The 26,434-nt window shown below is 58.1% G+C and carries 23 protein-coding genes and 2 pseudogenes; 17 read left to right on the top strand and 8 right to left on the bottom strand.

The features are described from left to right. Nucleotides 1–26: 26 nt before the first annotated feature. Nucleotides 27–1,268, top strand: a complete 1,242-nt coding sequence (locus ASC96_RS11550) for a saccharopine dehydrogenase family protein (RefSeq protein ID WP_060503199.1) — start codon at nt 27–29, stop codon at nt 1,266–1,268. A 237-nt stretch (nt 1,269–1,505) separates the two neighbouring features. Here the strand turns inward: ASC96_RS11550 and ASC96_RS11545 are convergent, their stop codons facing one another. Together ASC96_RS11545 and ASC96_RS11540 are read right to left on the bottom strand one after the other, a co-directional pair. Further along, complete coding sequence (locus ASC96_RS11545; RefSeq protein WP_156397430.1) at nt 1,506–2,141, bottom strand: hypothetical protein; 636 nt, start codon at nt 2,139–2,141, stop codon at nt 1,506–1,508. A 340-nt stretch (nt 2,142–2,481) separates the two neighbouring features. Continuing rightward, complete coding sequence (locus ASC96_RS11540; protein ID WP_060503197.1) at nt 2,482–2,976, bottom strand: hypothetical protein; 495 nt, start codon at nt 2,974–2,976, stop codon at nt 2,482–2,484. Nucleotides 2,977–3,025: 49 nt separating this feature from the next. Here ASC96_RS11540 and ASC96_RS11535 point away from each other — a divergent pair. From ASC96_RS11535 to ASC96_RS11485, 11 genes and pseudogenes are all read left to right on the top strand, one after another. Beyond that, nucleotides 3,026–3,307 (top strand): annotated as a pseudogene (locus ASC96_RS11535) (iron ABC transporter ATP-binding protein); the annotation flags it as partial. 249 nt (nt 3,308–3,556) lie between these two features. After that, the gene (locus tag ASC96_RS11530) at nt 3,557–4,144 is read left to right on the top strand and encodes an ANTAR domain-containing response regulator (protein WP_060503196.1); all 588 of its coding nucleotides are present in this window, start codon (nt 3,557–3,559) and stop codon (nt 4,142–4,144) included. A gap of 47 nt (nt 4,145–4,191) precedes the next feature. Then, the gene (locus tag ASC96_RS11525; protein WP_060503195.1) at nt 4,192–5,478 is read left to right on the top strand and encodes a CmpA/NrtA family ABC transporter substrate-binding protein; all 1,287 of its coding nucleotides are present in this window, start codon (nt 4,192–4,194) and stop codon (nt 5,476–5,478) included. Between the two features lie 361 nt (nt 5,479–5,839). Continuing rightward, complete coding sequence (locus ASC96_RS11520; protein ID WP_060503194.1) at nt 5,840–7,138, top strand: CmpA/NrtA family ABC transporter substrate-binding protein; 1,299 nt, start codon at nt 5,840–5,842, stop codon at nt 7,136–7,138. 62 nt (nt 7,139–7,200) lie between these two features. Next, nucleotides 7,201–8,094: a nitrate ABC transporter permease gene (ntrB, locus tag ASC96_RS11515; RefSeq protein ID WP_060503193.1), complete on the top strand. Its 894-nt coding sequence runs from the start codon at nt 7,201–7,203 to the stop codon at nt 8,092–8,094. Nucleotides 8,095–8,105: 11 nt separating this feature from the next. Continuing rightward, on the top strand, nt 8,106–8,903 hold the full coding sequence (locus tag ASC96_RS11510; RefSeq protein WP_060503192.1) for an ABC transporter ATP-binding protein: 798 nt from the start codon (nt 8,106–8,108) through the stop codon (nt 8,901–8,903). 5 nt (nt 8,904–8,908) lie between these two features. Next, nucleotides 8,909–11,359, top strand: a complete 2,451-nt coding sequence (gene nirB / locus ASC96_RS11505) for a nitrite reductase large subunit NirB (protein ID WP_060503191.1) — start codon at nt 8,909–8,911, stop codon at nt 11,357–11,359. Then, nucleotides 11,359–11,694: a nitrite reductase small subunit NirD gene (nirD, locus tag ASC96_RS11500; protein WP_060503190.1), complete on the top strand. Its 336-nt coding sequence runs from the start codon at nt 11,359–11,361 to the stop codon at nt 11,692–11,694. Before nirB ends, nirD begins: the two co-directional genes overlap by 1 nt. A gap of 233 nt (nt 11,695–11,927) precedes the next feature. After that, nucleotides 11,928–14,585, top strand: a complete 2,658-nt coding sequence (locus ASC96_RS11495; protein ID WP_060503189.1) for a nitrate reductase — start codon at nt 11,928–11,930, stop codon at nt 14,583–14,585. Continuing rightward, nucleotides 14,557–16,071, top strand: a complete 1,515-nt coding sequence (cysG, locus tag ASC96_RS11490) for a siroheme synthase CysG (RefSeq protein WP_060503188.1) — start codon at nt 14,557–14,559, stop codon at nt 16,069–16,071. Before ASC96_RS11495 ends, cysG begins: the two co-directional genes overlap by 29 nt. After that, nucleotides 16,068–16,463 carry a hypothetical protein gene (locus tag ASC96_RS11485; protein ID WP_060503187.1) on the top strand — a complete coding sequence of 132 codons (396 nt, stop codon included), beginning with the start codon at nt 16,068–16,070 and terminating at the stop codon, nt 16,461–16,463. Before cysG ends, ASC96_RS11485 begins: the two co-directional genes overlap by 4 nt. A gap of 141 nt (nt 16,464–16,604) precedes the next feature. Here ASC96_RS11485 and ASC96_RS11480 read toward each other — a convergent pair whose 3' ends face one another. Both ASC96_RS11480 and ASC96_RS11475 read right to left on the bottom strand, forming a co-directional pair. Further along, a complete protein-coding gene (locus tag ASC96_RS11480; RefSeq protein WP_060503186.1) occupies nt 16,605–18,032 on the bottom strand; it encodes a mannose-1-phosphate guanylyltransferase/mannose-6-phosphate isomerase in 1,428 nt (475 codons plus the stop codon). A 123-nt stretch (nt 18,033–18,155) separates the two neighbouring features. Next, nucleotides 18,156–19,580, bottom strand: a complete 1,425-nt coding sequence (locus ASC96_RS11475; protein WP_060503185.1) for a phosphomannomutase — start codon at nt 19,578–19,580, stop codon at nt 18,156–18,158. A 297-nt stretch (nt 19,581–19,877) separates the two neighbouring features. Here ASC96_RS11475 and ASC96_RS11470 point away from each other — a divergent pair, with 297 nt between their 5' ends. The 5 genes and pseudogenes from ASC96_RS11470 to ASC96_RS11450 form a co-directional block, all read left to right on the top strand. Next, nucleotides 19,878–20,705, top strand: coding sequence for a hypothetical protein (locus ASC96_RS11470; RefSeq protein WP_060503184.1), 828 nt, complete (start codon nt 19,878–19,880; stop codon nt 20,703–20,705). A gap of 15 nt (nt 20,706–20,720) precedes the next feature. Beyond that, nucleotides 20,721–21,674, top strand: a complete 954-nt coding sequence (locus tag ASC96_RS11465) for a glycosyltransferase (RefSeq protein ID WP_060503183.1) — start codon at nt 20,721–20,723, stop codon at nt 21,672–21,674. A 3-nt stretch (nt 21,675–21,677) separates the two neighbouring features. Then, nucleotides 21,678–22,631 (top strand): hypothetical protein, encoded by a 954-nt coding sequence (locus ASC96_RS11460; RefSeq protein WP_060503182.1) that lies wholly within the window; start codon nt 21,678–21,680, stop codon nt 22,629–22,631. Nucleotides 22,632–22,684: 53 nt separating this feature from the next. After that, nucleotides 22,685–23,248 carry a UPF0149 family protein gene (locus ASC96_RS11455; RefSeq protein WP_060503181.1) on the top strand — a complete coding sequence of 188 codons (564 nt, stop codon included), beginning with the start codon at nt 22,685–22,687 and terminating at the stop codon, nt 23,246–23,248. Nucleotides 23,249–23,308: 60 nt separating this feature from the next. Beyond that, nucleotides 23,309–23,503, top strand: a pseudogene (locus ASC96_RS11450) (transposase domain-containing protein); the annotation flags it as partial. A gap of 30 nt (nt 23,504–23,533) precedes the next feature. Here ASC96_RS11450 and ASC96_RS11445 read toward each other — a convergent pair. The 4 genes from ASC96_RS11445 to ASC96_RS11430 all read right to left on the bottom strand — a co-directional run bounded on the left by ASC96_RS11445 (nt 23,534) and on the right by ASC96_RS11430 (nt 26,228). Then, the gene (locus tag ASC96_RS11445; RefSeq protein ID WP_060503179.1) at nt 23,534–23,830 is read right to left on the bottom strand and encodes a hypothetical protein; all 297 of its coding nucleotides are present in this window, start codon (nt 23,828–23,830) and stop codon (nt 23,534–23,536) included. After that, the gene (locus ASC96_RS11440; protein WP_060503178.1) at nt 23,830–25,452 is read right to left on the bottom strand and encodes an IS66 family transposase; all 1,623 of its coding nucleotides are present in this window, start codon (nt 25,450–25,452) and stop codon (nt 23,830–23,832) included. The genes ASC96_RS11445 and ASC96_RS11440 overlap by 1 nt, the downstream gene beginning before the upstream one ends. A 63-nt stretch (nt 25,453–25,515) precedes the next feature. Further along, nucleotides 25,516–25,863: an IS66 family insertion sequence element accessory protein TnpB gene (tnpB, locus tag ASC96_RS11435; protein WP_056533973.1), complete on the bottom strand. Its 348-nt coding sequence runs from the start codon at nt 25,861–25,863 to the stop codon at nt 25,516–25,518. Next, nucleotides 25,860–26,228, bottom strand: a complete 369-nt coding sequence (locus tag ASC96_RS11430; RefSeq protein WP_060503334.1) for a transposase — start codon at nt 26,226–26,228, stop codon at nt 25,860–25,862. The genes tnpB and ASC96_RS11430 overlap by 4 nt, the downstream gene beginning before the upstream one ends. Nucleotides 26,229–26,434: the final 206 nt, after the last annotated feature.

Genomic DNA, 26,434 nt, shown 5'->3' with positions numbered 1-26,434 from the left:
ACACTACCAAGGAGATATCCCCGGAAATGAAAAAGAACGTTCTCATCATCGGCGCCGGAGGCGTGGCTCAGGTTGCGGCACACAAGTGCGCACAGAACAGCGATGTATTGGGAGACATTCACATTGCATCCCGCACGGTGGAGAAATGCCGCAAGATCGTCGAATCCATCCATGAGAAAAAGAGCCTGAAGACGGTTGTGAAACTCGAAGCGCATGCGCTCGACGCCATGGATGTGGAAGCAACGAAGGCTCTCATCATCAGCACCGGATCCAAGATCGTCATCAATGTCGGCTCAGCCTTCGTCAACATGTCGGTGCTGCGCGCCTGCATCGACACGGGCGCGGCCTATCTCGATACGGCGATCCACGAAGATCCCAGCAAGATCTGCGAGACGCCGCCGTGGTATGGAAATTATGAATGGAAGCGGGCGGCAGAATGCGAGGAGAAGGGCATTACCGCCATTCTCGGCATCGGCTTTGATCCCGGCGTCGTCAACGCCTATGCGAGGCTCGCAAAGGACGAGTATTTCGACACGATCACCGATATCGATATCATTGATATCAATGCCGGCAGCCATGGCCGATATTTCGCCACCAATTTCGACCCGGAGATCAACTTCCGCGAATTCACCGGAACGGTCTACTCCTGGCAGAAAGGGGCCTGGCAGACGAACAAGATGTTCGAGGTCGGTCAGGAATTCGAACTGCCTGTCGTGGGCAAGCAGAAGGCCTACTTGACCGGTCATGACGAAGTCCACTCGCTCTCAAAGAACATGGATGGCGCGGATGTACGGTTCTGGATGGGTTTCGGCGATCACTACATCAACGTGTTTACCGTGCTGAACAGCCTTGGGCTACTCTCGGAACAACCGGTGAAGACCGCGGAGGGACTTGAGGTCGTGCCGCTCAAGGTCGTCAAGGCGGTGCTGCCCGACCCGACGTCCCTCGCCCCGGATTATTCCGGCAAGACCTGCATCGGCGATCTCGTCAAGGGCATGAAGGATGGGACGGAGCGCGAGGTGCTCATCTACAACGTCGCGGACCACGGGCAAGCCTTCGAGGAAGTTGGCTCGCAGGGCATTTCCTACACGGCGGGCATCCCGCCAGTCGCTGCCGCAATGCTGGTCGCCACCGGAGAGTGGGATGTCAGAAGAATGGCAAACGTCGAGGAACTGCGCCCTCGGCCGCTGCTTGAACTCCTGCACGGCATGGGGCTCCCGACACGCATACGCGACGAGAGCGGTGATCACGCTTTAGCGCCGCTTTAAAGGCGGCAAAGGCGCTCGATTGCCTTAAAGAGAATGACGGGAAGATCACTGGTCTCCGACCGGTGATCTGCGTGATAACCGCAGGCGAGCTGGCCTGGCTGGTGGAGCGCTTCAAGATGTCGCAGCGGCTGGTACAGGACACGTTTGTATGAAGCAACTGGAAAGATAGAAGGGCATCCGTGCCTGCGGCTCGCTATCCGGCGCAGCCGCTTTTGGTCAGAAGGCCACCCGCTTCACTCACTTCCATTCATGCGACTTTGCTGTGTGGTATGGCCGTTGGGCTACGAATGCGCCCGGCTCATCGGCTATCGACGTAAATTCCAATGCATCGGCTTCGTCATTGAACCCGACAAAGACCATCAGCATCGAGCGGGCGACTGCCTGACCTTTTTTTCGATAGGAAAAATTGACGGCGCAGTGCGGATACTGCGCATCCACCGTTCGGCTCTCGGCGCCCTTCCCGGTTGCGACCAGATCGGTCAAAGCCGCAAATTGGCCAAGCGCGAAAAACCGGTCGATTGCTGAAAACGCAGCCGCCTGTGAAATCTGTTGGTTCTGGCCAGTCGCTGCAGAGCGACCATAATACAAGCTGTCCGTCTGGCCTTTTCGTCGCTTTGTTTCGTAGACGACGAGGCTACCGGCTGCAACCAGTTCCAGTCGCACATCGAAGGTTTGGAAGCGTTCGGACCTGCGATCCAATTCGGCAAAAAGCACCCTCAGGTCCCCGATGTAGTCAGCATATCGTGCAACGCTCATGGAAATTCCGTCCAGTATATGTGGTGGCAGTTGCGGCTCTTTAACATCGGACCATGGAAGAGGACACTGCCTTTCGCCGCAATCGCGCCCGGGCGCTTCCTGTCCCGCGCTGATCAACAGGAGCTGAGCACGACACTTGTCCGTGCGAATTGTTGACGAGGAGTGATATCCCGCGAGCGTCCCACATGGTGCGCGTCGCTGCGCTGGGGGCCTGCCCTCTTGGGCATGACCGCATCAGGTGGGGACGCCGCAACGGATGAAGCTATAGATTTGGCGCGATTGACAGGTATTCTACATGTCTCCAGCCTCAGGGGCTGCGTAGCAAAACGATGTGAAACTGCAGATATCCTCGCGCTAAAACTCGGAATGCCCGTATCCACAGATGTTTTGCCTCACGCACCACGGCTTCAAACCGGTGGTCGGCTCTGTCTCCAGCGTCGGGATCAAGACGGCCGTTTCACGCGGGCATCCCAAAGTATGGCCACCTCTTCGCAAATGACGTCGAAGGACGTGGCCCGTGCTTGCGCAAGCTCATCAACGCTGCGGCGGCGGTCGTGATGATGGTTGTTTCAGCCACCGCGTCGCGGGCCGCCCCGCTCCAGACCGCTTCCCAATACTCTCGGCTGGAAAATCCTGACGGCGTTTGTATAGGGGGCATGGCGCGCATCGGAATGATGGTATCGGCGGGTTCACCGTCTATCAGCCGGAAGAGCGTTGTGGAGCGGAAGGGGGTGAATTCGGCAAAGTCCCGGTTGCTGCCGATAATGGAAATGTTGGACATGTCGAGAAGCTTCGCCGTTTCCCTGTGAAGCTCACGATGCGATTGCTTGGCGACGCCGAGCAGGCTTAGGCTTGCCCCCAGCGGATTGAGCAGATGGACGACGGTGTTCAGCGGCAGCCGCATCTCAAGCAGAGGATAGAGGCCGACCAGTCTCTTGATCTGGCCGGACATGGCAGTCAGCGGCAGGTAAGCGATGCCTCCGCTTCGCACTGCGCTGTTCGATGAACCGCTGAACAATCTCGACATGAAGCACGCCGTCACGATGATGAAGCTGTTGCAAAGAGCGGCAGCCGAACTCGGCAAGACCATCGTCATCGTCTTGCACGACATCAACTTCGCCTCCTGTTACTCCGACTATATCGTCGCCATGCGCAATGGCAAGGTCGCCTTCCAGGGGGCCCCGGACAACATCGTCCGGCCGGACGTGTTGCAAGCGGTCTACGACACCGCCTTCGAGGTGCACGAACTCCAGGGAAACCGCATCGTCACCTACCTCGTCTGAGCGTTCGGACCCGGCAGCCTGTGTTGGCACATTCTGTGTGATGAAAAGGGGCAGCATGCACCAAACTCTGTTCGCCGAGGTCTTCACCGCAGATTGGCACGAATTGGCTGTTCTCTCTTGCGAAGGACCGCAAGTAGTGTGCCGTGAATCCGTCAATGAATTCGCCTAAATATTAGCCGCAAAATCTTATGCTGATATTTTAGGCTAGCGCACATTGCGCAATGTGCTGCACTGCGGCATAAATATCCGATGACCTATTTGGATCTCACCATTCTTGTGATCGACGAGAACACAATTCGCGCCTCGATCATTGAGGAAGGATTGCGCGAGGCCGGACATTCCAGGGTTACGGTCGTTCATGAGGTCAACGGTATCGCGCGCGTGATCGAGACATTGCAGCCGGATGTAATCTTCATCGATCTTGAAAACCCGAACCGCGACATGATGGAGCACCTGTTCCAGCTGACGCGCACCGTTGGCCGGCCGATTGCCATGTTCGTCGATCGATCGGATACAGCCTCCATCGAGGCGGCCGTCGATGCGGGCGTGTCGGCCTATATCGTCGACGGGCTGAAGAAGGAACGGGTCAAGCCCATTCTCGACATGGCCGTCAGCCGCTTCAACGCTTTCAGCCGGTTGCAGCGGGAGCTCGCGGACGCAAAGTCAGCACTCGAGGAGCGCAAGATCGTTGAGCGCGCCAAGGGCATCCTGATGAGGATGCGTAGCCTTTCCGAGGAACAGGCGTTTGCGCTGCTGCGCCAGACCGCGATGAATGAAAAGAAGAAGATCGCTGACATTGCCCAGAGCGTCGTCACGGCTGCCGGGTTGCTGATGTGATGCCCGCGCCAGCTGGACATCGTCCGGCGGAAGAAATTGGAGTGAACATGATCACCAGGCTCACAGACTTCGGCGGCGACAGCGGCCTTGCCGCGCCGGCGCGCCTGAGCCGCGAAGGCCCGCGCACTCTCCGCGCCGGCTTCATTCCGCTCGTTGACGCTTCCGTGCTGATTGCAGCGTCAGAATTCGGTTTTGCGCAGAAGGAAGGGATCGCTCTTGATCTCGTGAAGGACGTCTCCTGGGCCAATGTCCGCGACCGGCTCGCCTTCCGGCCGTTTGACATCGCCCACATGCTGTCCCCCATGCCGGTTGCCTCCATGCTGGGACTGGGCTCCAACCCTTCACCGACGATTACGGCGTTTTCGCTCGGGCGCGGCGGCAATGCCATTACCCTGTCGACGCAACTTTATGCCCGTATGCGGCAAGAAGCACCCTTGAGCGAAACGGCCAGCGCGCTCGAAAATGCGCAGGCGCTGGCAAAGGTCATTCTCGCGATGAAAGCGCGCAGCGAGCCGCTGCCGACATTGGGCGTCACCTATCCATTCTCCTCGCACAATTACGAATTCCGCTATTGGCTGGCAGCAGGCGGCATCGATCCAGATCACGACGTCAAACTCGTCGTTGTGCCACCACCGATGACATCCGATGCGCTGGCTGCCGGCGCCATCGACGGGTTCTGCGTTGGCGCGCCCTGGAACATGGTCGCCTCCGAGCGCGGCGTCGGACGCATCGTCGCCGCCAAGCAGGATATCTGGCCATCCGCACCGGAAAAAGTCATCGGCATGCGGCCGGAATGGGCTGAAAGCAATCCCGAGATGGTATCCCGATTGATCGTGGCACTCGATGCAGCGGCACGCTGGTGCGACCAGCCGGACAATCACGACGCCCTGTCTGAGGCCTTGGCCGATAGCCGTTATATCGCCGCCCCGGTTGACACCATCCGGCGCGTGCTGGCAGGTGAGTTCAACCTTGATGATCAGGGCAATCACCGCATTATCGACGGCTATTTCCAGTTCCATGCCAACTTTGCCAACTATCCGCGCCCGAGCCAGGCGCTGTGGATTTACAGCCAGATGATCCGCTGGGGTCAGGCAGGCCTTTCCTCCAAGGGAATGACAGCTGCAACTGCGGCCTATCGGCCGGATATCTACCGCTTGGCGCTTGGAACGAATGCCACACCGCCGATGGAGGAGGATATCCGCGTCGAGGGTACCTCCGATGGAGACCATTTCGTAGACGGGCAGGTTTTCGACCCGAACCAGATCGCCAACTATCTCGCCAAGTTTCCGGTCAAGAGCAACATGATTGGCGCGGGTTCAGACGAAGAAATCTAACCTTTCTCTTTCTGCACTGCACAAAATTTCCACTTAGCTTTTGGTCGCATTACAGCAAACGCTAATTTTTTTTGCACAGGCCTAAGATGTCGAAGATTTGGGCACTCCCATAGAAGTCACGAAAATCCTTTAAATTTCAATAGCATAATTTCCGCCAACGAAACTGGCACGGGCTTTGCTTGATATAAATCGTTGCGGTCAACGGCGATCGCAACAAGCCGAAGCCAAACAGGCCTTCGCAAAGACATCGACGTCGCAAGGGTTTTGCAGTCCGGGATTCCTCCTTCCCGAAGACGCAAGTCTCCGAGCGGCGTTTTTTATTGCCCAAAATCCGACCGGCCACTCTTAAGGGAACCTGTTCATGAAGACGACTTTGAGCAACGGCATCACCCGTCGCAGCCTTCTCAAGACGACCGCCACCGCAGCACTGTTCACTGCGGCCAAAACGGCGTTTCCGTCCGGTGCCTTCGCCGCCACGGCTGGCCCGGAAGTGACCGGTGTCAAACTCGGCTACATCGCGCTGACAGATTCGGCGGCGCTCATCGTCGCCAAGGAAAGGGGCTTTTTCGAAAAGCACGGGCTTCCCGATGTCGAGGTCGCCAAGCAGGCCTCCTGGGGCGCGACCCGCGACAATCTGGTGCTCGGCGGCGAAGCCAACGGTATCGACGGCGCGCATATCCTCTCGCCGATGCCCTACCTCATGCACACCGGCAAGGTGACGCAAAACAACGTTCCTGTGCCTATGGCGATCCTTGCCCGCCTGAACTGCGACAGTCAGGCGATCTCCGTCGCCAGGGAATATGCCGATACGGGCGTCCAGCTCGACGCCTCCAAGCTGAAGGCGGCTTTTGAAAAGAAGAAGGCCGATGGCGGCGAAGTGAAGGTCGCGATGACCTTCCCCGGCGGCACCCACGATCTCTGGATCCGCTATTGGCTCGCCGCCGGCGGCATCGATCCGGACAAGGACGTCTCCACCATCGTTGTGCCGCCGCCGCAGATGGTCGCGAACATGAAGGTCGGTAACATGGATGCCTTCTGTGTCGGCGAACCCTGGAACGAACAGCTGGTCAACCAGGGCATCGGCTTCACTGCCGCGTCCACCGGCGAACTCTGGAAAGGTCACCCGGAAAAGGCACTTGGCATGCGAGCCGACTGGGTGGAGAAAAACCCGAATGCCGCCAAGGCGCTGATGATGGCCGTGATGGAAGCCCAGCAATGGTGCGAAAACATGGACAACAAGGAGGAAATGGCTGCGATCGTCGGTAAGCGCCAATGGTTCAACGTCCCAGTGAAAGACATCATCGGCCGGCTGAAGGGCGACATCAATTACGGCAATGGCCGCGTTGTAACCGGCACCGACCTCTACATGAAGTTCTGGGCCAATGCCGCCTCCTACCCGTTCAAGAGCCACGACACCTGGTTCATCGCTGAGAACATCCGCTGGGGCAAACTGGCCCCCGACACGGACATCAAGGCATTGGTCGATCAGGTGAACCGTGAGGATATCTGGCGCGCTGCGGCGGCCGATCTCGGCATCGCCGCCGCGGGCATTCCGGCTACCACATCGCGCGGCAAGGAAATCTTCTTCGACGGCAAGGTCTTCGACCCGGAAAATCCCTCTGCTTATCTCGATAGCCTGTCGATCAAGGCTTCGTCCTGACCCAAACAATTCCGGCGCATGACGGTTGCACCGGATTCCACTTTACCTTCAGGAGATACTCCATGCCCGCACTCGCCCGCACGGAAAAAATCGCACCGGCTGTATTGCCCAAGACAAGCGCAAGGGTCGTCACCCTGCCCGGCCGGCCCATGGCAAAATTCAACACCAGAAAGGTTGCGCTTGCCGTGGCTCGCAATGCCGTGCCGCCGCTGATCGTGCTGGCCGCCATTCTGATCATCTGGCAGGTTCTCTGTTCCGAAGCCGGAGCAACGCTGCCACCGCCATCGCAGGTCTGGCAGGAAAGTTACGATCTGATTGCCTACCCGTTCTTCAACTACGGATCGCAGGATATCGGGCTTGGCTGGCGGGTGCTGATCTCGCTGCAGCGCGTCGCCTACGGCTTTGGACTTGCTGCTGTCACCGGGATTCTCGTCGGCGCCTTGATCGGCCAGTCGATCTGGGCGATGCGCGGGCTTGATCCGATCTTCCAGATCCTGCGCACCGTGCCGCCACTCGCTTGGCTACCCCTGTCGCTGGCTGCGTTCCAGGACTCGAACCCGTCTGCCATCTTTGTGATCTTCATCACCTCGATATGGCCGGTGATTATCAACACCGCCGTCGGCGTTCGCAATATCCCGCAGGACTATCGCAACGTCGCCAAGGTGCTGTGCCTCAACCAGTTCGAGTTCTTCTTCAAGATCATGCTGCCATCTGCTGCACCCTACATCTTCACGGGCCTGCGCATCGGCATCGGCCTGTCATGGCTTGCCATCGTTGCGGCCGAAATGCTCACCGGCGGCGTCGGTATCGGCTTCTTCATCTGGGATGCGTGGAACTCCTCGCGCCTGCCCGACATCATTGTCGCGCTCGCCTATATCGGCGTCGTCGGCTTCATCCTCGACAAGCTGGTTTCCGCAGCCGGCTCCATCATTACCCGCGGCGCGTCCGCAAACTGAGGGTCTGGATCATGAGCGCCTATCTGAAACTCGACCATATCGACAAGTATTTCGACCGGGCGGGAAGCCGCGCCGAAGTGCTGAAAGGCATCAACCTGACGATCGCAAAAGGTGAATTCGTTTCGATCATCGGCCATTCCGGCTGCGGCAAGTCAACCCTTCTCAACCTGATCGCTGGACTGACGCCGGTCTCCTCCGGCGCGGTGCTTTTGGAAAACCGGGAGGTCAATGCACCCGGCCCGGAACGGGCCGTCGTCTTCCAGAACCACAGCCTGCTGCCGTGGTTGACGGTCTATGAAAACGTCAATCTCGCCGTCTCCAAGGTTTTCGGCAGAACGAAGAGCAAGGCGGAACGGCATGACTGGGTGATGGCCAATCTCGACCTCGTGCAAATGGCACATGCGAAAGACAAGCGGCCATCGGAGATTTCCGGCGGCATGAAACAGCGGGTCGGCATTGCCCGGGCACTCGCCATGGAGCCGAAGATACTGCTTCTGGACGAACCTTTCGGCGCGCTTGACGCCCTGACGCGGGCGCATCTGCAGGACGCGGTGATGGAAATCCACCTTCGCCTTGGCAACACAATGCTGATGATCACCCACGACGTTGACGAAGCCGTTCTCCTCTCCGACCGGATCGTCATGATGACCAACGGCCCCGCGGCATCTATCGGCGAAGTGCTCGACGTTCCGATCGCCCGCCCGCGCAACCGCATCGAGCTCGCCTCGGACCGGACCTATCTCAAATGCCGCGAGGCCGTGCTCAAATTCCTTTACGAGCGTCACCGCTTCGTCGAAGCCGCGGAGTAACCGGCATGACCCAGAAACTCATCATCATCGGCAACGGCATGGCACCCGGGCGCATGCTGGAGCACTTGTTTGAACAGGCACCCGGCCTGTACAGCGTCACCATCTTCAACGCCGAACCCCGCGTCAACTACGACCGCATCATGCTCTCGCCGGTGCTATCCGGCGAAAAAACCTACGAGCAGATCGTCATTCATGGCGACGGCTGGTATATCGAAAACGGCATCACCCTCTACAAAGGCCACAAGATCGTCGCCATCGATCGCGCCCGGAAAACGGTGACTTCCGATCACGGCGTGACGGAAAGCTACGACAAGCTGGTCATAGCCACCGGCTCCGTTCCCTTCATCATTCCGGTACCCGGCAAGGACCTGCCCGGCGTGATCACCTATCGCGATCTCGACGATGTGCAAGCCATGTTGCTCGCGGCCCAATCGCGCGAAAAGGCCATCGTTATCGGCGGCGGTCTGCTCGGGCTCGAGGCGGCGGCAGGTCTTGCCTCGCGTGGCATGGATGTGACCGTGCTCCATGTCATGCCGACGCTGATGGAACGCCAGCTCGATCCAGCCGCCGGTTACCTCTTGCAAAAGGCCGTCGAGGAACGCGGCATCAAGGTCATCACCAAGGCCAACACAAAGGCCATTATTGGCAATGGCAGGGTCGAGGGCATCGAGCTCGACAACGGCACTATCATCCCGGCGACGCTCGTCGTCATGGCGGTCGGCATTCGGCCAAGCGCAGGTCTCGCCAAGGAAGCCGGCCTCGCCGTCAATCGCGGCATCGTCGTCGATGCCGGCATGCAGACCTCGGATGGCGATATCCTGTCGCTGGGCGAATGCGCTGAAGTGGATGGCATGGTCTACGGTCTTGTCGCGCCGCTCTACGAAATGGCCCGTATCGCCGCTTCGCATCTCGCTGGCGATCGTTCGCCCGCCTTCGTCCATTCCGACACGCCGACGAAGCTAAAGGTGACAGGTATCAACCTCTTCTCACTCGGCGACTTCGCCGAAGGTGACGACCGCGAGGAAATCGTGCTGCGCGACGCGACGGCGGGTGTCTACAAGCGGCTGGTGCTGAAGGATAATCGCATCATCGGTACCGTGCTCTACGGTGAAACCGCTGATGGAGCCTGGTTCAATGACCTGAAGAAGAAAGCCACCGATATTTCCGATATGCGCGAAACGCTCATTTTCGGCCAGGCCTACCAGGGAGGGTCGCCACTGGACCCTATGGCGGCCGTTGCAGCCTTGCCGGATGATGCGGAAATCTGCGGCTGCAACGGCGTCTGCAAGGGCAAGATCACCGGGACGATAACGTCAAAGGGACTGACCTCGCTCGACGATGTGCGGGCTCATACGAAGGCATCCGCCTCCTGCGGCTCCTGTACCGGCCTTGTCGAACAGCTGATGACCATCACGCTCGGCGACGCCTACAATCCGGCCGCCGTTCAGCCCATGTGCAAATGCACGGAGCTCGGTCACGACGATGTGCGCCGTCTGATCAAGGCCAAAGGTTTGAAGACCATTCCCGCCGTCATGCAGGAACTGGAGTGGAAGACCTCCTGCGGCTGCGCCAAATGCCGCCCAGCCCTCAACTACTACCTCGTCTGCGATTGGCCGGACGAATATGCCGACGACTACCAGTCACGCTTCATCAACGAGCGCGTCCACGCCAATATCCAGAAGGACGGCACCTATTCGGTGGTGCCACGCATGTGGGGCGGCGTCACCAATTCCGGCGAATTGCGGGCGATCGCCGATGTCGTCGACAAATTTGAAATCCCGATGGTCAAGGTTACCGGTGGCCAGCGCATCGACCTGCTTGGTATCGAGAAAGAAGACCTGCCCGCCGTCTGGGCCGATCTCGGCAAGGCTGGCTTCATTTCCGGCCAAGCTTATGCAAAGGGCCTACGCACAGTCAAAACCTGTGTCGGTTCCGACTGGTGCCGCTTCGGCACGCAGGATTCGACAGGACTTGGTATCCGCATCGAAAAATTCATGTGGGGCTCGTGGACCCCGGCCAAGCTGAAGCTTGCCGTCTCCGGCTGTCCGCGAAATTGCGCCGAGGCAACCTGCAAGGATATCGGCGTGATCTGCGTCGATTCCGGCTTTGAAATCCATTTTGCAGGGGCCGCCGGCCTCGACATCAAGGGCACAGAGGTTCTGGGCCTGGTGAAAACCGAGGACGAAGCCTTGCAGTACATCGTCGCGCTGACGCAGATGTATCGCGAGCAGGGCCGCTATCTCGAGCGCATCTACAAATGGGCCAAGCGCATCGGGCTCGACGAAATCCGCCGCCAGATCATGGGCGATGCGGACAAGCGCCAGGCCTATTACGAGCGCTTCGTTTTCTCCCAGAATTTCGCCCAGATCGATCCCTGGTCGGAGCGCGTCTCCGGCAAGGACAAGCACGAGTTCCGGCCCATGGCGACGGTCGGTTATCCGGAGGCAGCGGAGTGATGGATATGAACTGGGTTGATATCGGTAACATCAACGACATCCCGCTGCGCGGCGCGCGATGCGTGAAAACCCCTCAAGGCAAGATCGCCGTGTTTCGCACGGCGGAGAACGAGGCCTATGCCATCGAGGACCACTGCCCTCACAAAGGTGGACCACTCAGCCAAGGTATCGTGCATGGAACGGCCGTCACCTGCCCGCTGCACAACTGGGTCATCTCGCTGGAAACCGGCAAAGCGCTGGGTGCCGACCAAGGTGAGGTGCGAACAATAAAGGTGCGCAACGACAACGGCGCACTCTCCATCGCGCTCGAAAGCCTGATGATGGCGGCGGAGTAGGTACATGGAGCAAGAAACACCCCCCTCTGTCGCCTCGCAACATCTCTCCCCCACAGGGCGAGATTGGACAGCACATACCGCCGCCCTGTGTGACAAGTTGGCAGCTCTCCTAGCCCAACTTACCACTGGAGGACACGGCCGGCGCGGCGAGCGGCCAATCTCGCCCTGTGGGGGAGAGGTCTCAGCTGGGCTGACAGAGGGTGGTGAAAGCTTCGGGCGGAGGAGATGTCCCTGTGCCAACTGAAACCAAGACCACCTGCCCCTATTGCGGCGTCGGCTGCGGCGTCATCGCCAAGATCGACGATGATGGCACCGTCAGTGTCAAGGGCGACCCTGATCATCCTGCAAACTTCGGCCGTCTGTGTTCCAAGGGCTCGGCTCTTTCGGAAACCATCGATCTCGACGGCCGAATTCTTCATCCGCACATTGGTGGAGAACGCGCAAGCTGGGATCAAGCGCTCGACCTCGTCGCCTCCCGTTTTTCCCAAGCTATCGCTGAACATGGTCCTGACTCCGTCGCCTTCTACGTCTCAGGCCAGTTGCTAACGGAGGACTACTACGTCGCCAACAAGCTGATGAAAGGCTTTATCGGCTCGGCCAATATCGATACCAATTCGCGGCTATGCATGTCCTCTTCCGTTGCCGGGCACAAACGCGCCTTCGGCAATGATACCGTGCCGGGTATTTATGAAGACATCGAGCTTGCCGATCTGGTCATCCTGACCGGCTCCAATCTCGCCTGGTGCCATCCCGTCATCTACCAGCGGCTCGCCGCTGCCAAGGCAGCCCGACCCAGCATGAAAGTCGTGGTCATCGACCCGCGACGCACCATGACGGCCGATATTGCCGACTTGCATCTGGCGATCCGGCCGGATGGCGACGTGGCGCTGTTCATGGGCCTTCTTGCCCATCTCGCAGGCACCGCCGCGATCGATCAGAATTATATCGGCACACACACAACCGGATTTGCAGAAGCTTTTGCCAGCGCATCGGCCCTTGTCATAGCCGACCTGATGGAACTGACAGGCCTGCCTTCCATGCAGTTGCGACAGTTCTTTCGGCTTTTTGAGGAAACCGGTAAAGTCGTCACCTGCTACAGCCAGGGGGTCAACCAGTCCGCCTCCGGTACGGATAAGGTCAACGCCATCATCAACTGTCATCTGGCAACCGGCCGGATCGGCCGGCCGGGTATGGGTCCCTTCTCGCTGACCGGCCAGCCAAACGCAATGGGCGGGCGCGAGGTCGGTGGTCTTGCCAACATGCTCGCTGCCCATATGGCGATCGAAAGCCCGCAGGACTGCGACCGGGTCCAGCGTTTTTGGCAATCGCCCGATATCGCCCGAAAACCAGGGCTTAAGGCCGTCGATATGTTTCGTGCGGTGGCAGACGGCCAGATCAAGGCCCTGTGGATCATGGCAACCAATCCGGTTGTCTCCATGCCCGATGCGGATGCAGTGGCCGCCGCGATCGCAGCCTGTCCCTTCGTTGTCGTGTCGGACGTCCTTCGGAAAACCGACACGACGCAATATGCCCACGTTCTCCTGCCCTCGCTTGGCTGGGGCGAAAAGGACGGGACGGTCACCAATTCCGAGCGCCGCATTTCCCGCCAGCGCGCCTTTCTCAGCCAACCCGGCGAAGCGAAGGCAGACTGGTGGCAGATGGCGGAAGTCGCACGCCGCATGGGGTTTACCGGCGCCTTTTCCTTTCCCGCCACAGCCGATGTCTTTGCCGAACATGCGGCCCTCTCGGCTTTCGACAACGGCGGCAGCCGCGATTTCGATATCGGCGCATACAGCCAGATCAGCGCCGCCGATTACAATGGGTTGGAACCGTTTCAGTGGCCCCAGCCTGAAGGCGCGCAGACACGGACCACCCGCTTCTTCGCCGATGGCGGCTTCTACCATGCCGATCGCAAGGCACGTTTCATTGCCGTCAGCGCTCCCGCATCGGACCGGACCAATGCGGACTTCCCGCTGACGCTCAATACGGGGCGCATCCGCGACCAATGGCACACGATGACGCGGACGGGTAAAAGCGCCCGCCTTTCAGCCCACATCGCCGAGCCCTTTGCCGAAATCCACCCGCGCGACGCGATGGATATCGGTGTCGCGAGCGCAGCTCTCGTCGAGATCGAGAGCATTTACGGCAAGGCCGTGGTGCGCGCGCTGGTCACCGAACGGCAGGCGCGCGGCAGCCTGTTCGTGCCGATGCACTGGAACGGCCAGTTCGCCGCCAAAGCCCGTATCGACTCGGCCGTCGCGCCGCTGACCGACGCAATCTCCGGGCAACCGGCCTCCAAAAATGTTGCTGTCAGAGCCCGGCCGCTCACAGTGGAAAGCTACGGCTTTGCGGTCTCCTTCACCAAACCTGAAAACCTCGACACCGTTTACTGGGCTCTGGCCAAGGCCGAGGGGGGCTGGCGCCTGGAGCTGGCCTTTGATGCTCCACCTGAAAACTGGACCGATTGGTGCCGTTTGCATTTCGGCATTCCCAGCCATATCGAACCACTCGGTTATGCGGATGCGCAATCCGGCGACCTGCGCCTCGCCTTCTTTGATGGCGGCCAGTTGCTCGCAGCCTTCTTTCTCGCCCCCCAGCCGGTCGCCGTTGCCCGCAACTGGGCGATCGAACAATTGACTATCCGGCATACCGAACTTGCAAAACGCTTCGCGGTTATCGCTGGACGCCCGGGCGCCGGGCGCATGGATCCAGGCGCCACCGTCTGCTCCTGCTTCGGCGTTGGCGTCAACCAGATCGTCGCGGCGGTGCGCGGTGGTTGCCGAAGCGTCGAGGCTGTCGGCAAGGAATTGAATGCCGGAACCAATTGCGGCTCATGCCGCGCGGAAATCAGGGGGATCATCGATGGATGTCTTGCAGCTGCTGCCGAATGAAAAAACCTCTCGTACCGCTCCTGCCCGCATGGCACCTCTCGCCACGCTCCCGGTCTTCTGGTCGCTTTCAGGAAAACGCGCCGTTGTAGCCGGAGGGACGGACGCCGCCGCCTGGAAAGCCGAACTGCTGGCGGCCTGTGGCAGCGAAGTGCATGTCTATGCCACGGACCTGAGCGAAACCTTTTCCAAGCTCCTCCATGAAGGACCACAATTCGGGGAAGGCTGCTTCGTCCATCATCCCCATGACTGGCATGCCGGGTCCTTCGAACATGCAGCCCTCGCCATCGCAGACTGCGCTGACGACGAGGCAGCAGCAGCTTTCTTCGCCGCCGCGAAGAAAGCCGGCGTTCCCGTCAACGTCATCGACAAACCTCGATATTGCCAATTCCAGTTCGGATCGATCGTCAACCGCTCGCCTGTTGTCGTGGCGATCTCCACGGATGGGGCGGCACCCATCCTCGCCCAGGCGATCCGCCGGCGGATCGAGACGCTGTTGCCACCGTCGCTGAAGTCATGGGGTGCGCTGGCTCATTCGATCCGGGACCAGATCAATGCGACAATAGGAACTGCGGCCGCCCGTCGCACCTTCTGGGAGGCTTTCGTCGATCGTGCTTTCGGCGGGGATTCCAAAGCGAGCAGCAAGGCAGATCTGCTCGCCGATGCCGGACGCATCCTTGCGGCGGCGCAATCCTCATCCGTTGGCCGCGTGACGCTCGTCGGCGCAGGTCCGGGCGATGCTGGGCTGTTGACGCTGAAGGCAGTGCGGGCCTTGCAGGCCGCCGATGTCATTCTCTTCGATGACCTGGTTTCTGATGAGGTGCTGGAGCTTGCCCGCCGCGAAGCAAAGCGCATGCTGGTCGGCAAGCGCGGCGGCCGCACTAGCTGCAAACAGGAGGACATAAACGCGACGATGGTCCAGCTTGCAAAGGCCGGAAAACATGTGGTGCGATTGAAGTCGGGCGATCCGATGATTTTTGGCCGCGCTGGAGAGGAAATCGCCTGCCTGCAACAACAGGGCATACAGGTCGATACTGTGCCCGGCATCACCTCTGCCAGCGCCATGGCTGCGGGTCTTGGCGTGTCGCTGACCCATCGCGATCACGCTCAGGCCGTCCGTTTCATCACTGGTCACTCGCGGCAGGGGTCACTGCCTGTGGACATCGACTGGCACGATCTCGCACAGTCCGCGACCACGACGATCTTCTACATGGGTGGCCGCACTGCAGACCAGATCCGCACGCGCCTGCTGGAAGCCGGAATGGATGCTGACATGCCTGTTGCAATCGTCAGTGCAGTGACCCGTAGCAATGAGACGCGATGGATCGGACGCTTGGACGATCTGGCGTCCGCTGTTGCCGGGATCGGCGTGGATAACCCGATCCTGATTGGAGTTGGCCATGTTTTTTCGCAAACGGCATACGCAGCAAAGACGACGGCCGTGCCGCAACGATCGGTGAGTTTTCAACCCGTGAGGGCGAGCGTATGATCCCGCTGGATATCGTTGCCCCCCTCTTGCTGAGCCTGGCCATTGCCCTGAGCTGGCAAGGGTTTCGCCCGATCTTTGCAGTCTCGACCGACGAAGCTGTTCTGCGCTCTCCGGCGACCATGCTGGCAAGTTCGATTTGGCTTGGATCGTTCGGTCTGGCCTTCAGTGGCGGATCGATCGGGGCAGGAGGATTGGTCGTGTCGTTCGGTCTTCTTTTGTCAATTATTCTTGAAAAATCATCCGTCCGCGTCCCACATGCTGTACTGGTAAGTTTCGCTACAATCTTTCTCATGTCTCATCTTTGCACCAAGGCACTTCCGCTGGAGCTAGCTCGATCGAATGGCAGCAATGCAGTGAACATCACTGGAATCGGTATCAAAGGAGAATACTGACCGCCATAAAGGCGAAGACCGAGCTATTTTATGACGATGTTCCGACGTAACAAAGCATCCCAACCCCTTGTTCAGATTGAGAGATCTCGTATCAAACTACTAAGGGTGTCTGATTAATAGATGTGTTAGTCGCGGCCGTAATTATTCGCGACCGAACTCGTCGACGATGCGGATGATGTCGTCCTCGCCCAGATAGGAGCCAGTCTGCACTTCGATTACCTCGAGCAGGATCTTTCCTGGGTTCGCAAGCCGGTGCACCTCGCCCTGAGGGATATAGACGGACTGGTTTTCGCCCAAAGTCTTCACCTGATCGCCAATCGTAACTTCCGCAGAGCCCTTGACGCAAATCCAGTGCTCCGAGCGGTGATGGTGCTTCTGCAGCGACAGTTTTTTGCCGGGCGTGACGAACAGCCGCTTCACCTGGAAGCGGTCACCGTTCAATATCGATGTGTAACCGCCCCATGGGCGGTAGGAAGTTGGGTGCGTCTCAGTGAGGCTCGCGGTCGATTTATCAGCGGCGAGTTGCTTAACCAGTTTGCCAACATTTTGGCTTTCGTCCAAACGCCCCACATAGATGGCGTCCTCGCTGGCGATGACGGCAACACCTTCCAGGCCCTGCACGGCAAGATGACCGTGGCGCGACATCACAAGCGAGTTCTGCGTGTTGATGAGTGTCGCATTGCCAGACGTGACATTGCCGGCCGCGTCCCGGGCGCCGAGCTTCCAGACCGCGTCCCAACTGCCCATATCCGACCAAATGAAAGAAGCTGGCACGACAGCCGCGTTGCTCGTCTTTTCCATCAGCGCATAGTCGATTGAAATATCCGGGCTGGTCGCAAAAGCGTCTACGTTAAGCCGTATGAAGTCGAGATCGCTGGCAGCCTGGGCGACAGCCTGCTTCGCGGCGAGTTCGACATCTGGCGCGTAAAGGGCGAGTTCCTGCAGCACCTGTGCCGCCTTGAACATGAATATGCCGGAGTTCCAGACGAAACCACCAGTGGAAAGCATCTTTTCAGCCGCGGGCTGCGCCGGCTTCTCGATGAAGCGCTTTACCGTGCATGCGCCGGTAGAAAGCTTGTCACCGATCTCAATATAGCCATATCCGGTGGCGGGTTCGCTTGGGGTAATGCCGAAGGTGACGAGCTTGCCGGATGCGGCCGTCTTTTGGGCAGTCAGGATCGCGTCGGTGTAGTCGGCGTCGGCTACGATATCGTGGTCGGACGCGAGTACCAGGATAAGGGTGTCGTCACCAAACTTCTGAGCGACGAAGGCGGCGGCGGCGGCAACCGCAGCGGCAGTGTTGCGCGCGATCGGCTCTAGTAGAATGGCCGACAGGGCAATGCCGATTCCGCGGGCTTGCTCTGCGGCCAAAAAGCGGAAGTCGTCATTGGTGATGATTATAGGCGCATCGTAGATAGCTGGATCCGAGACACGGGCCAGCGTCGCCTGAAACAGCGTGCGGTCGCCGACGAATTCAATAAACTGCTTTGGTGCCGTGGCCCGCGACAATGGCCACAGTCGGGTGCCTTTACCGCCCGCCATGATCACGGGAATAATTTTGGTGCGCATGAAATACGTCTCCGGTTTATTGCGGCCGGTCAACTAAGTTGAATCGTCGACGGCCAATGGTCAAAATTCGTTACTCAAATTTTTTAGGTTGGCTTTCAGTTCTTCTTAAGAACCACGTTGTCGTCAGACCCTGGTTCCTACCGCCCAGTCGCGAATCAGGTCAAGTCCGAGACGCAGAAGAGCCCTCGCTTCGCCTTCCCCTCCCGCTTCGACATAGCAGCGCATTTCCGGTGCGTTGCCTGAGGGACGCAGGTGTACAATCAGGCGGTCGTCGAGCGTTACGCGTAGGCCGTCGATGTTGCACTTCCCAGTAATGACGCCGAGGGGTGCAAGGAAGGCTGCGAGATTGTCGTCCGATCCATTCAAATGCGCCATCAGCGACGCACTCGTTTCGACGGGGAAGTTTTCCAGTCGATCAGCGGCGGCAAAGGCAAGGCCGAAGCTGGCGGCTATCATCGATAGCGGTTCCCCACGTTGGGCACGCAGATACAACGCCGCGAGGGTGGGTAAAAAACTGTCACGCGTCGGCAGTGGTGCCAAATTGCCGGCGGCAACGGCGAAGTCCGAAGCGGTCAGCGTGCCACCATTGGCCTCAAAGCCAACCACACTTCGATGACCTGCGGCCACCGCCTCCTGCATGGCGGCAATCACGAAGGGCGAGCCCACTTTGGTGCGAATTACCGAGAAGGAACCAGTTCGTTCAATACGAGAATTCGAGGTAACTGGTGTGACGAGGGCATCCGCGCCCAGAAATTGGGCCGCGATCAGTCCGATTAGATCACCGCGTAGCGGTTCGCCCGTTTCGTCGGTGACTAGTGGCCGGTCACCATCACCATCGGCGGAAACGATCGCATCGAGTCCGTACTCTTTTGCCCAACCTTTTAGAAGACTGACGGTCTCCGGCGAAACCGCTTCCGTATCGACCGGAATGAAATGTCCGGAGCGGCCGAGCGCCACGACGTCAGCGCCATAAGCTTCAAGGACGCTGACGAAAAGATCGCGCGCCACGGTAGAATGTTGGTAGACACCGATTTTTAGCCCCTTCAGCGAAGCGGCGGGCAGGAGGCCCTTGTTTCTGGCCCTAAACAGTGCCTCGGCTTGCGCGGACCGATCCGCGGCTTTGCCGGGGTCAAAACCGATCTCTGCCTTGTCCAGTTCAGCAGCGATCGCGGTAATGCCAGCCTCATCGTTCTTGTCGATTTCGCCATCTGGCCGATAGAACTTGATGCCATTTCGGTCGTCGGGGATATGCGAGCCGGTAACCATCAAACACGCCGCATTCAGCGATAGGCCGTAAAGTGCCAAAGCCGGAGTCGGTATCGCGCCGCAATCGACCGGCGACAGACCAGCACGCACAAGGGCACCGATGCAGGTGGCAGAAATGCCAGGGCTCGATGAGCGGAAGTCGCGCCCAACAAGGACCGTACTGCCTGGCTTTGCCACACCTATCCCAATCAAATGTCGCGCAAAAGCCTCTGCATAAAGAGCAGACGCGCGGCCCTCGAGATCAACAACAAGACCACGAAGGCCGCTCGTTCCAAATTTCATAATATGCTCGCAATAAACCACCGCAGCTAATTATCTATTTTTGAATAGAAATAAAGCTGGAATTTTGGCGACTTTCATTGAGTGCGCTCATGTTGCAGCAAAACACAGGTGATCGTCGTCATTAGCACCTGTCGGTGGAGACATTACCATGATTGGCCCGCGAAGTGATCGAGACCGAGCTCGTATTTCATTTTCTGATGCGCCTCTTGCCCATTGCGTTTTCATGCGATGCTAAACGGGGCTTGCGTCGTCCCAGTGTTCTGCCCTAATCCACACGACAACTGGAATGGAGGCATTATGGCGCACAGCCTGAAACTGGCAGAGCTTGGCACTCATTTTTACAAAGAGCATTTCGGCCATCAGTTCGTTGCAGCAGATAAAGAATCGGCAGACACAGATTGGATTCTGTTTCAAGACCAATTTTACGACACTGGCCCGTTGCCTTTAGCCGGCAAGTCGGTTGCTATTGTCGGCAACGGACTGGTCACAGGACAGGGACATTTTATCGACAGTCACGATGCAGTAGTGCGGATCAATTTCCCTTACCTATGGAGGCGTGACCCAATCGAAGATGGGGTGAAAATCACGCATTGGGTAGGGCTTGGGAAGAACGAAGTCTTTTCGCCTGATAAGTTTCACAACCCGGAAACAGGTTTAAATCTTATCAGCTTGAACGATCATCTGCTCCAAGCAGAGAGTTTTCACTGTATTTCTCACCATCACGTCCAGTCTGGGTTTTGGGCTGACGTGCAAAGGCTGGGGTTAGCGAACAAACTCCACGTGCACTTTGCCGCCCCTCTGGTCTTTGAGCTGATTGAGCCGACGCCGTTCGGGCGAGATAGATACATACTCGAATGGATCACCAGCCGGCGCTATCTCGATACCGGTTATGGTGGCTGGTATGGATGGGACACCCTGTTCTCTGGCGTTCGTATCGCCCTTCTGGCTGCGCTGTCCAAGCCGAAATCGATCAATATTTTCGGAATGAACTTCTATACTGATGGCTATCGCCAACCTTGGGACATGCATGAATTGGACATCAATAAGGAGGTGCTCTACAAAGTAGGCCACATCTGCCGAGAAATCGGAATCTCTTTTGAAATTCTACAGAACGCATGCTCATAAAAGAAAGCGGACACGATGCGTGTTTTTTCACAGGCTTTTCACACATCCTACCAGTACAGCTTGGCCGCTGCCTTTCCCGAAATCGAATGGTACTTCGTTAACGGGCAATGGAGTACAAACCGGCCCAAACCCCCAAACGTCCATGACCACTCCGATCGGGATTTCCACCAATACGACATTTTCCTAGCCCACGGGCCGGACCAATATGATGATATTCGTACGACGTTGAAGCAGCACGGCATTTCACCGCGCCGCCTCATCTACATTTCGCACTGGTCCTACAATCCTGAAGCTTGGTGGCACCAGGCACGCAGCAAGCCGCTTGGAAAATTTCGTCACGAGGTAGCGGATAGCCCAATCGTAGCTGTGTCCCACTTCATGATCCAGGACTTTGGCTTCTATTCCCATGTCGCCTGCGAAGCTATTCCGCATTATGTTCCGTCTCATTTCTTCGACGATGTTGAGTGGAACGGGTCAAATGGCCATTTCATCAATATAGTGAACGACTTCTTCGCTCCTTTGCGGGGAACCGGCGTCGATTTTTGGAGGAGCCTAGGCGACATCCCCAAAAAGCTTTACGGCGGCGGCAATGGTGATGAGGGCGTTGGCTCTCTCGGGAGTGTTTCCGACTTTAAGGCAGCCGTTTCCGAGGCAAAGGCTTACTTATGGACTGGCGAAAAGGTCGCGATGTCCTTTGCGCCACTGGAAGCTATGGCCTGTGGCTGTCCAGTAATTGCACCAGACAACATGGATTGGTCGAAGCTATTCACAGACGGCCATGACGTTCTGCTTTTTGAGCAAGGCAACAAGGACAGTCTTAAGGCCGCCATCGACAAATTCGATGCGTCCTTTGATCTGAGGCGCTCGCTTTCGGAAAACGGGAAGAAGACCGTTCGGCAGAAATTCGGCCTTGCCCAGTTCCGAGCCAAGTGGGCTAGAGCCCTCGACGGCGCCATGGCCGACTGGTGATTAATGGCCAATGTAGATTTTCATTTCCTGCCAGGCGAAGGTGATACGCTGGTCATCACATTCAACGAAATGTGGAACCACTATAAAGGCCAGCGGTTCTGGGCAGAGCGTCCATTAATCAAGGCCGGCCTACCGGCCTTTGGGATAACGTCTGACGGTCCCCACTGGTACCCTCTGCATGAAACAATCCGCGCTCTTCGGGAGCCGGTGAAGGCGGCGCGCAACTACAAGCACGTAGTTCTTTACGGCTACAGCATGGGCGCCTATGCCGCGCTCAAATATAGTTGGTTATTTGGCGACCCTACCGTCTTGGCCTTCTCCCCTCAATTCTCTATCAACCCCAACGATGTTGGACCGAATGATGTTCGCTACAACGACTTCTATAACCCCGCTGAACGCGTAATAAGGATCGAGCCCGCCGACATAAACGGCGGAGGCTATATTTTCTACGATCCCACCTATCCGGTCGATGCGGCCCACGTAGACAACATTGTCGCACCACAAAAGCGCATTCCGTTGCAAAACTGCGGTCACGAGACCATTCATTGTGTAAGATCGGCATCCAGGCTGAGGGATTTGATACTCGCAGCAGCTACGCGTGATGACGAAGCTGTAAGGCGTCTGATCCGAGGCGCTCGTAGACAAAACCCATATTACGCAAAGTATCTTCTGACTAAGCTGTTGGCTAAGAATAAAAATGTATGGGCGGCTTCGGCGGCCGTATCGCTCGATAAGTCTATCAGCAACGATGCCGAGACATTAGCAATAGCGGCTGATGCGTTCAAACGTGTTGGAAATATGGCGTTGGCCGCCGATCTATACCGCAGAGCCTTCGCTATAAGCGAGGAGCAGAAATACACGGCTTGGGCACTTGAAGTTGAGGCAATGGTGCCCAAACCACCGAAACCAGCTTCCGGTAAGGGTTTCATCACCAGCCTCAAATCGCTCTGGAATTAGTTCGAGTAGCTGGAGACCTCAAATTACCGCTGAATTGTTGATCGACGACAAACATGATAGTTAACAATCGGCAGACGACGGAACGACCAAAGCTCGATGACGAGGCGTTCGAAGCCTTTATCAGGGGACGTCGTCCGGTATCGCCTATCTGGTCCATGAGCGGTCTCGATGGCTACCTCACGGCCCTCATCATCGGCCCAAAGCTCATCGACCCACGCAAATGGATCCCGGAACTGACTGGTCCGGATGCCCTGAACCTACCGATGGAAACGACCGAGCATCAAGCCGTGCAGACGATTGTCGCAGAGTATAACCGCATCTCGGCAGGCCTTTCCGAAACACCGAGAGACCACCGGCCCAGGTTCACCAGGATCGATGGTCAGACCTTTGATATCTTCGATTGGGATATCTCCTTTTTGTTAGGAACAGAGTACGCGCCCAAGCTTTGGCGGCCCGTCCTGCGAGGCCATGCCGTCACTGGCGATATCATCGCGCCTATCCGCAAGCTCGGCGAGGCGAAACGCAAAGCGACCTGCCAGGATGCTGCTGATGTCGCCGAAGCACTCGTCAACATCCGAACCTACTTTATGCCGAAGCGGGCAAAGCAGAAATACTGACCGAGCGCCAGAAACCTATTCCGTCAATCACAAAAGCCGTGGGCCATTCGTAGCGCTCACGCCGGATCAGATCGTGGTGCCGATCGCGCCGCATTCATGGCGACGCTGATCATGAGCGCCAAGCTCAACGACATCGATCCGCAGGCTTGGCTTGCCGACGCCCTCGCCAACATTGCGGACAAGCCGATCAGCAGGCTGGAGCAATTGCTACCGTGGAACTGGACACCCAAGACGCTGAGTACTCAGGCGGCCTGACCTGCGGCCTTCGCCGTAACCGCCCGATTGCTACCGCGCGGATTTGGCTTTGATGCGAGCGACGAGCAGCTCGTTGTCAACAAAGCTGTCGAGGAAGTCGTTCCATTCTTGGGGTGAGCGGCGGGCGTCTTTGAGCATCTGCTCCAACTCGTCCATGCCGTCGTCTGTCAGTGCGGTGACGGATTCGTCGTCTCCGGTATAGACGGAGATGATGCTGCCGTAGCTCAGATTATCATCGTTGGAGACGATTGCCTGAAGAAGCTCCGGGTCCTCTTTTAGAATTTCGGCGACAAATTTGATCGTACGGACGTAGGTAACTGTTGCCATCAGGCTGCCTCGGCAGAGATTGTGACGAACGGCGACCAGTTCCACGGCAGCAGCTCGTCTAACCGATTGATCTTGTGATCGTGGATGCGATTAAGCACGTCGGTCAAGTATGCCTGTGGATCAAGACCATTCAATTTGGCCGTCTCGATGATTGTCATGGCCCGCGCCAAAGTCTCCGCCCCGGTGTCGGCTCCCGCGAACAGCCAGTTGCGTCTTCCAACGCCTATTGGACGCAGAGCCCGTTCGGCAGCATTGTTGTCGATCGCGACACGACCGTCTTCCATGAATAGGCAGAGCGAAGACCATCGGCTCAAACCGTAGCGGAAAGCTGCCGCCAGATCGCCTTTGCCGGGAATGCGCGTCAGTTGAGCTTCAGCCCAGTGACGGAATGCTTCAACCTTGGGCTTGCTCTGCATCTGACGCGCGGCAAGCCGGATCTCAGGAGGCTGGCCGTTGATGCCTCGCTCGATGTCGTAAAGCGCTCCGATACGATCGAGCGCCTCTCGCGCGATCTCGGACTTGTTCGATGTCCAGATATCGTGGAAGTCGCGTCGCCAGTGGGCCCAGCAGGCCGCCTCCTTGAAGCGAGGAAGGCCATCCGCTCCAGGTGAGTATAGCTTGCCGTATCCTTTGTAGCCGTCAGCCTGAAGGATGCCGCCTGATTGCTTAAGGTGGCGGTGGACGTGCTCTTCTTTCCAGTCCGGAGCAAAATAGTAGACTGCACCAGGCGCAGAACTGCCTGCCCATGGTCGTTGATCGCGGACATATGTCCAGATCCTGCCCTTCTTCACCCCTTTGCCCATCCCCTTGTCTCGGAGCGAGCGATCCAGCACCCGGATCGGGGTGTCGTCGGCATGAAGGAGGTCACTTGCCATGACCGCCGTTTCGATCCTCTCGATAAGAGGCTGCAGCACCTGCATGGCACGACCACACCAATCGACCATCGTGCTGTCGGGAATGTCGGCACCCATGCGGGCGAAGATCTCGTTCAGACGGTACAGTGGCAAATGGTCATCGAACTTCGACACCAGAATGTACGCCAAGAGGCCAGCGCCCGCCATGCTGCCAGCGATCGGGCGGCTCGGAGCAGGCACCTGCACCATCTTCTCGCAGCAACGGCAGGACTTCTTCAATCGAGCGACCTCGATCACCTTCATCTGCGCTGCAATCATGTCGAGGATTTCGCTTGTGTCCTCACCGACAAGACGCAGCTCACCTCCGCATTCCGGGCAGCAGGAGCCAGGATCGAGTTCCCGGCGTTCGCGAACTGCCTTGTCCGAGACGCGTGGGCGCCGGCGCATGATCTTCTCAGGCGTATCCGCCAAGGCTACAATAGACGCTTCCTCATCGGGCTCATCTATCGGGGCAGTATTGCTCTCAGCGGCGGCGATCAACAGATCCTCAAGCGCCAGTTCCAACTGCTCGATTTCACGCTCGATCTTTTCGGACGACTTGCCGAAGACCTGTTTCTTCAGCTTGGCGATACGCAGCCGCAGGGTTTGAATCAACTGGTCGTGCGCTTGCAACGTCGCCGACATCTTCGCGTTTTCCGCCTGCAACGCGATTATCATTGCCTTGAGAAAGGATGGATCATCAGGAAGATTTGTCGTTGCGATTGACATGATCCTGACTACCACAAGTCAGGAGAAATTGCGATAAAAACGAGTGGTTTCAGAGGGATAAAATCACCCGACACGCGCCGGCGGCGCGCCCCAATCAGGACGACGCCAATCGATCCCTTCCCACAACATCGCCAGTTGAGCCGACGTCAGTCGCGCTGTGCCGTCGGACGCTGAAGGCCACGGGAACCGACCTTTCTGCAAAATCTTGTAATACAGGCAGAAGCCTTGGCCATCAAAATACAGTAGCTTCAAACGGTCGCCACGTTTGCCGCGAAAGGCAAATACCGCGCCGCCCGTCGGCTTCTGGCGCAAGACATCCTGCGCAAGCGCAGCCAGGCCTTCAATTCCTTTGCGCATGTCCGTGATCCCGCATGCAAGATAGACCCGAACGCCGGTCCCAGGCCCGATCATGCTGCTTCCACCGCCCGGATGATCTGCGTCAGGGCAGCCGTATCGAACGCACTGCCGAAGCGAAGGGTGCGGCCGCAGCTCAATCGTAGTTCGACCATCCCGGAGCACCTTTCCGGGTCATCAGCAAGATCCATCCGTACCGCTTTCACGTCGACGGGGATGAACAATGTATTCGACGACGCCGAGAGAAGCCCCTTCTTCTTCAGCTCGCTACGCCAAGCGTAAATCTGCTGCCGCGTAATATCGTGCCGATGGGCAACCTCTGTGATGGTCGCTCCACCATCCCCAACCGACATGACAATCGCGAGCTTATCATCGTCGCGCCATCGGCGCCGCCGCTCTTGCCCAAGAATTTCAACGCGCATCGCAATCCCCGCATAAGACACGTCGCTAACGACGTCGTTAAACACGTGTCTTAGGCCATTAAGGCCTTATGCGGCAGACGGTGCCAATCGGGCGGTTACCCTTCGCCGGCTTGCAATTACCCACATTTGAGTGTCGCTGCCATTTCGGTTCCGAGGCGAATGTCGGTCAGCCGGCTGAGGCCGCGCCAGACGACCGTATTTCCCGG

It is taken from the genome of Rhizobium sp. Root1204, assembly GCF_001424965.1.
Lineage (GTDB): Bacteria > Pseudomonadota > Alphaproteobacteria > Rhizobiales > Rhizobiaceae > Pararhizobium.
The sequence above is the reverse complement of the archived record's forward strand: the minus strand, read 5'-3'. Positions and strand labels throughout refer to the sequence as shown.

What these genes read in the sequence shown, in the direction of transcription:
- ASC96_RS11550 (WP_060503199.1), top strand. Translation starts at nt 27, where the DNA reads ATGAAAAAGAACGTTCTCATCATCGGCGCCGGAGGCGTGGCTCAGGTT.
- ASC96_RS11540 (WP_060503197.1), bottom strand. Translation starts at nt 2,976, where the DNA reads ATGTCCGGCCAGATCAAGAGACTGGTCGGCCTCTATCCTCTGCTTGAG.
- ASC96_RS11530 (WP_060503196.1), top strand. Translation starts at nt 3,557, where the DNA reads ATGACCTATTTGGATCTCACCATTCTTGTGATCGACGAGAACACAATT.
- ASC96_RS11525 (WP_060503195.1), top strand. Translation starts at nt 4,192, where the DNA reads ATGATCACCAGGCTCACAGACTTCGGCGGCGACAGCGGCCTTGCCGCG.
- ASC96_RS11520 (WP_060503194.1), top strand. Translation starts at nt 5,840, where the DNA reads ATGAAGACGACTTTGAGCAACGGCATCACCCGTCGCAGCCTTCTCAAG.
- ntrB (WP_060503193.1), top strand. Translation starts at nt 7,201, where the DNA reads ATGCCCGCACTCGCCCGCACGGAAAAAATCGCACCGGCTGTATTGCCC.
- ASC96_RS11510 (WP_060503192.1), top strand. Translation starts at nt 8,106, where the DNA reads ATGAGCGCCTATCTGAAACTCGACCATATCGACAAGTATTTCGACCGG.
- nirB (WP_060503191.1), top strand. Translation starts at nt 8,909, where the DNA reads ATGACCCAGAAACTCATCATCATCGGCAACGGCATGGCACCCGGGCGC.
- nirD (WP_060503190.1), top strand. Translation starts at nt 11,359, where the DNA reads ATGGATATGAACTGGGTTGATATCGGTAACATCAACGACATCCCGCTG.
- cysG (WP_060503188.1), top strand. Translation starts at nt 14,557, where the DNA reads ATGGATGTCTTGCAGCTGCTGCCGAATGAAAAAACCTCTCGTACCGCT.
- ASC96_RS11485 (WP_060503187.1), top strand. Translation starts at nt 16,068, where the DNA reads ATGATCCCGCTGGATATCGTTGCCCCCCTCTTGCTGAGCCTGGCCATT.
- ASC96_RS11480 (WP_060503186.1), bottom strand. Translation starts at nt 18,032, where the DNA reads ATGCGCACCAAAATTATTCCCGTGATCATGGCGGGCGGTAAAGGCACC.
- ASC96_RS11475 (WP_060503185.1), bottom strand. Translation starts at nt 19,580, where the DNA reads ATGAAATTTGGAACGAGCGGCCTTCGTGGTCTTGTTGTTGATCTCGAG.
- ASC96_RS11470 (WP_060503184.1), top strand. Translation starts at nt 19,878, where the DNA reads ATGGCGCACAGCCTGAAACTGGCAGAGCTTGGCACTCATTTTTACAAA.
- ASC96_RS11465 (WP_060503183.1), top strand. Translation starts at nt 20,721, where the DNA reads ATGCGTGTTTTTTCACAGGCTTTTCACACATCCTACCAGTACAGCTTG.
- ASC96_RS11460 (WP_060503182.1), top strand. Translation starts at nt 21,678, where the DNA reads ATGGCCAATGTAGATTTTCATTTCCTGCCAGGCGAAGGTGATACGCTG.
- ASC96_RS11455 (WP_060503181.1), top strand. Translation starts at nt 22,685, where the DNA reads ATGATAGTTAACAATCGGCAGACGACGGAACGACCAAAGCTCGATGAC.
- ASC96_RS11445 (WP_060503179.1), bottom strand. Translation starts at nt 23,830, where the DNA reads ATGGCAACAGTTACCTACGTCCGTACGATCAAATTTGTCGCCGAAATT.
- ASC96_RS11440 (WP_060503178.1), bottom strand. Translation starts at nt 25,452, where the DNA reads ATGTCAATCGCAACGACAAATCTTCCTGATGATCCATCCTTTCTCAAG.
- tnpB (WP_056533973.1), bottom strand. Translation starts at nt 25,863, where the DNA reads ATGATCGGGCCTGGGACCGGCGTTCGGGTCTATCTTGCATGCGGGATC.
- ASC96_RS11430 (WP_060503334.1), bottom strand. Translation starts at nt 26,228, where the DNA reads ATGCGCGTTGAAATTCTTGGGCAAGAGCGGCGGCGCCGATGGCGCGAC.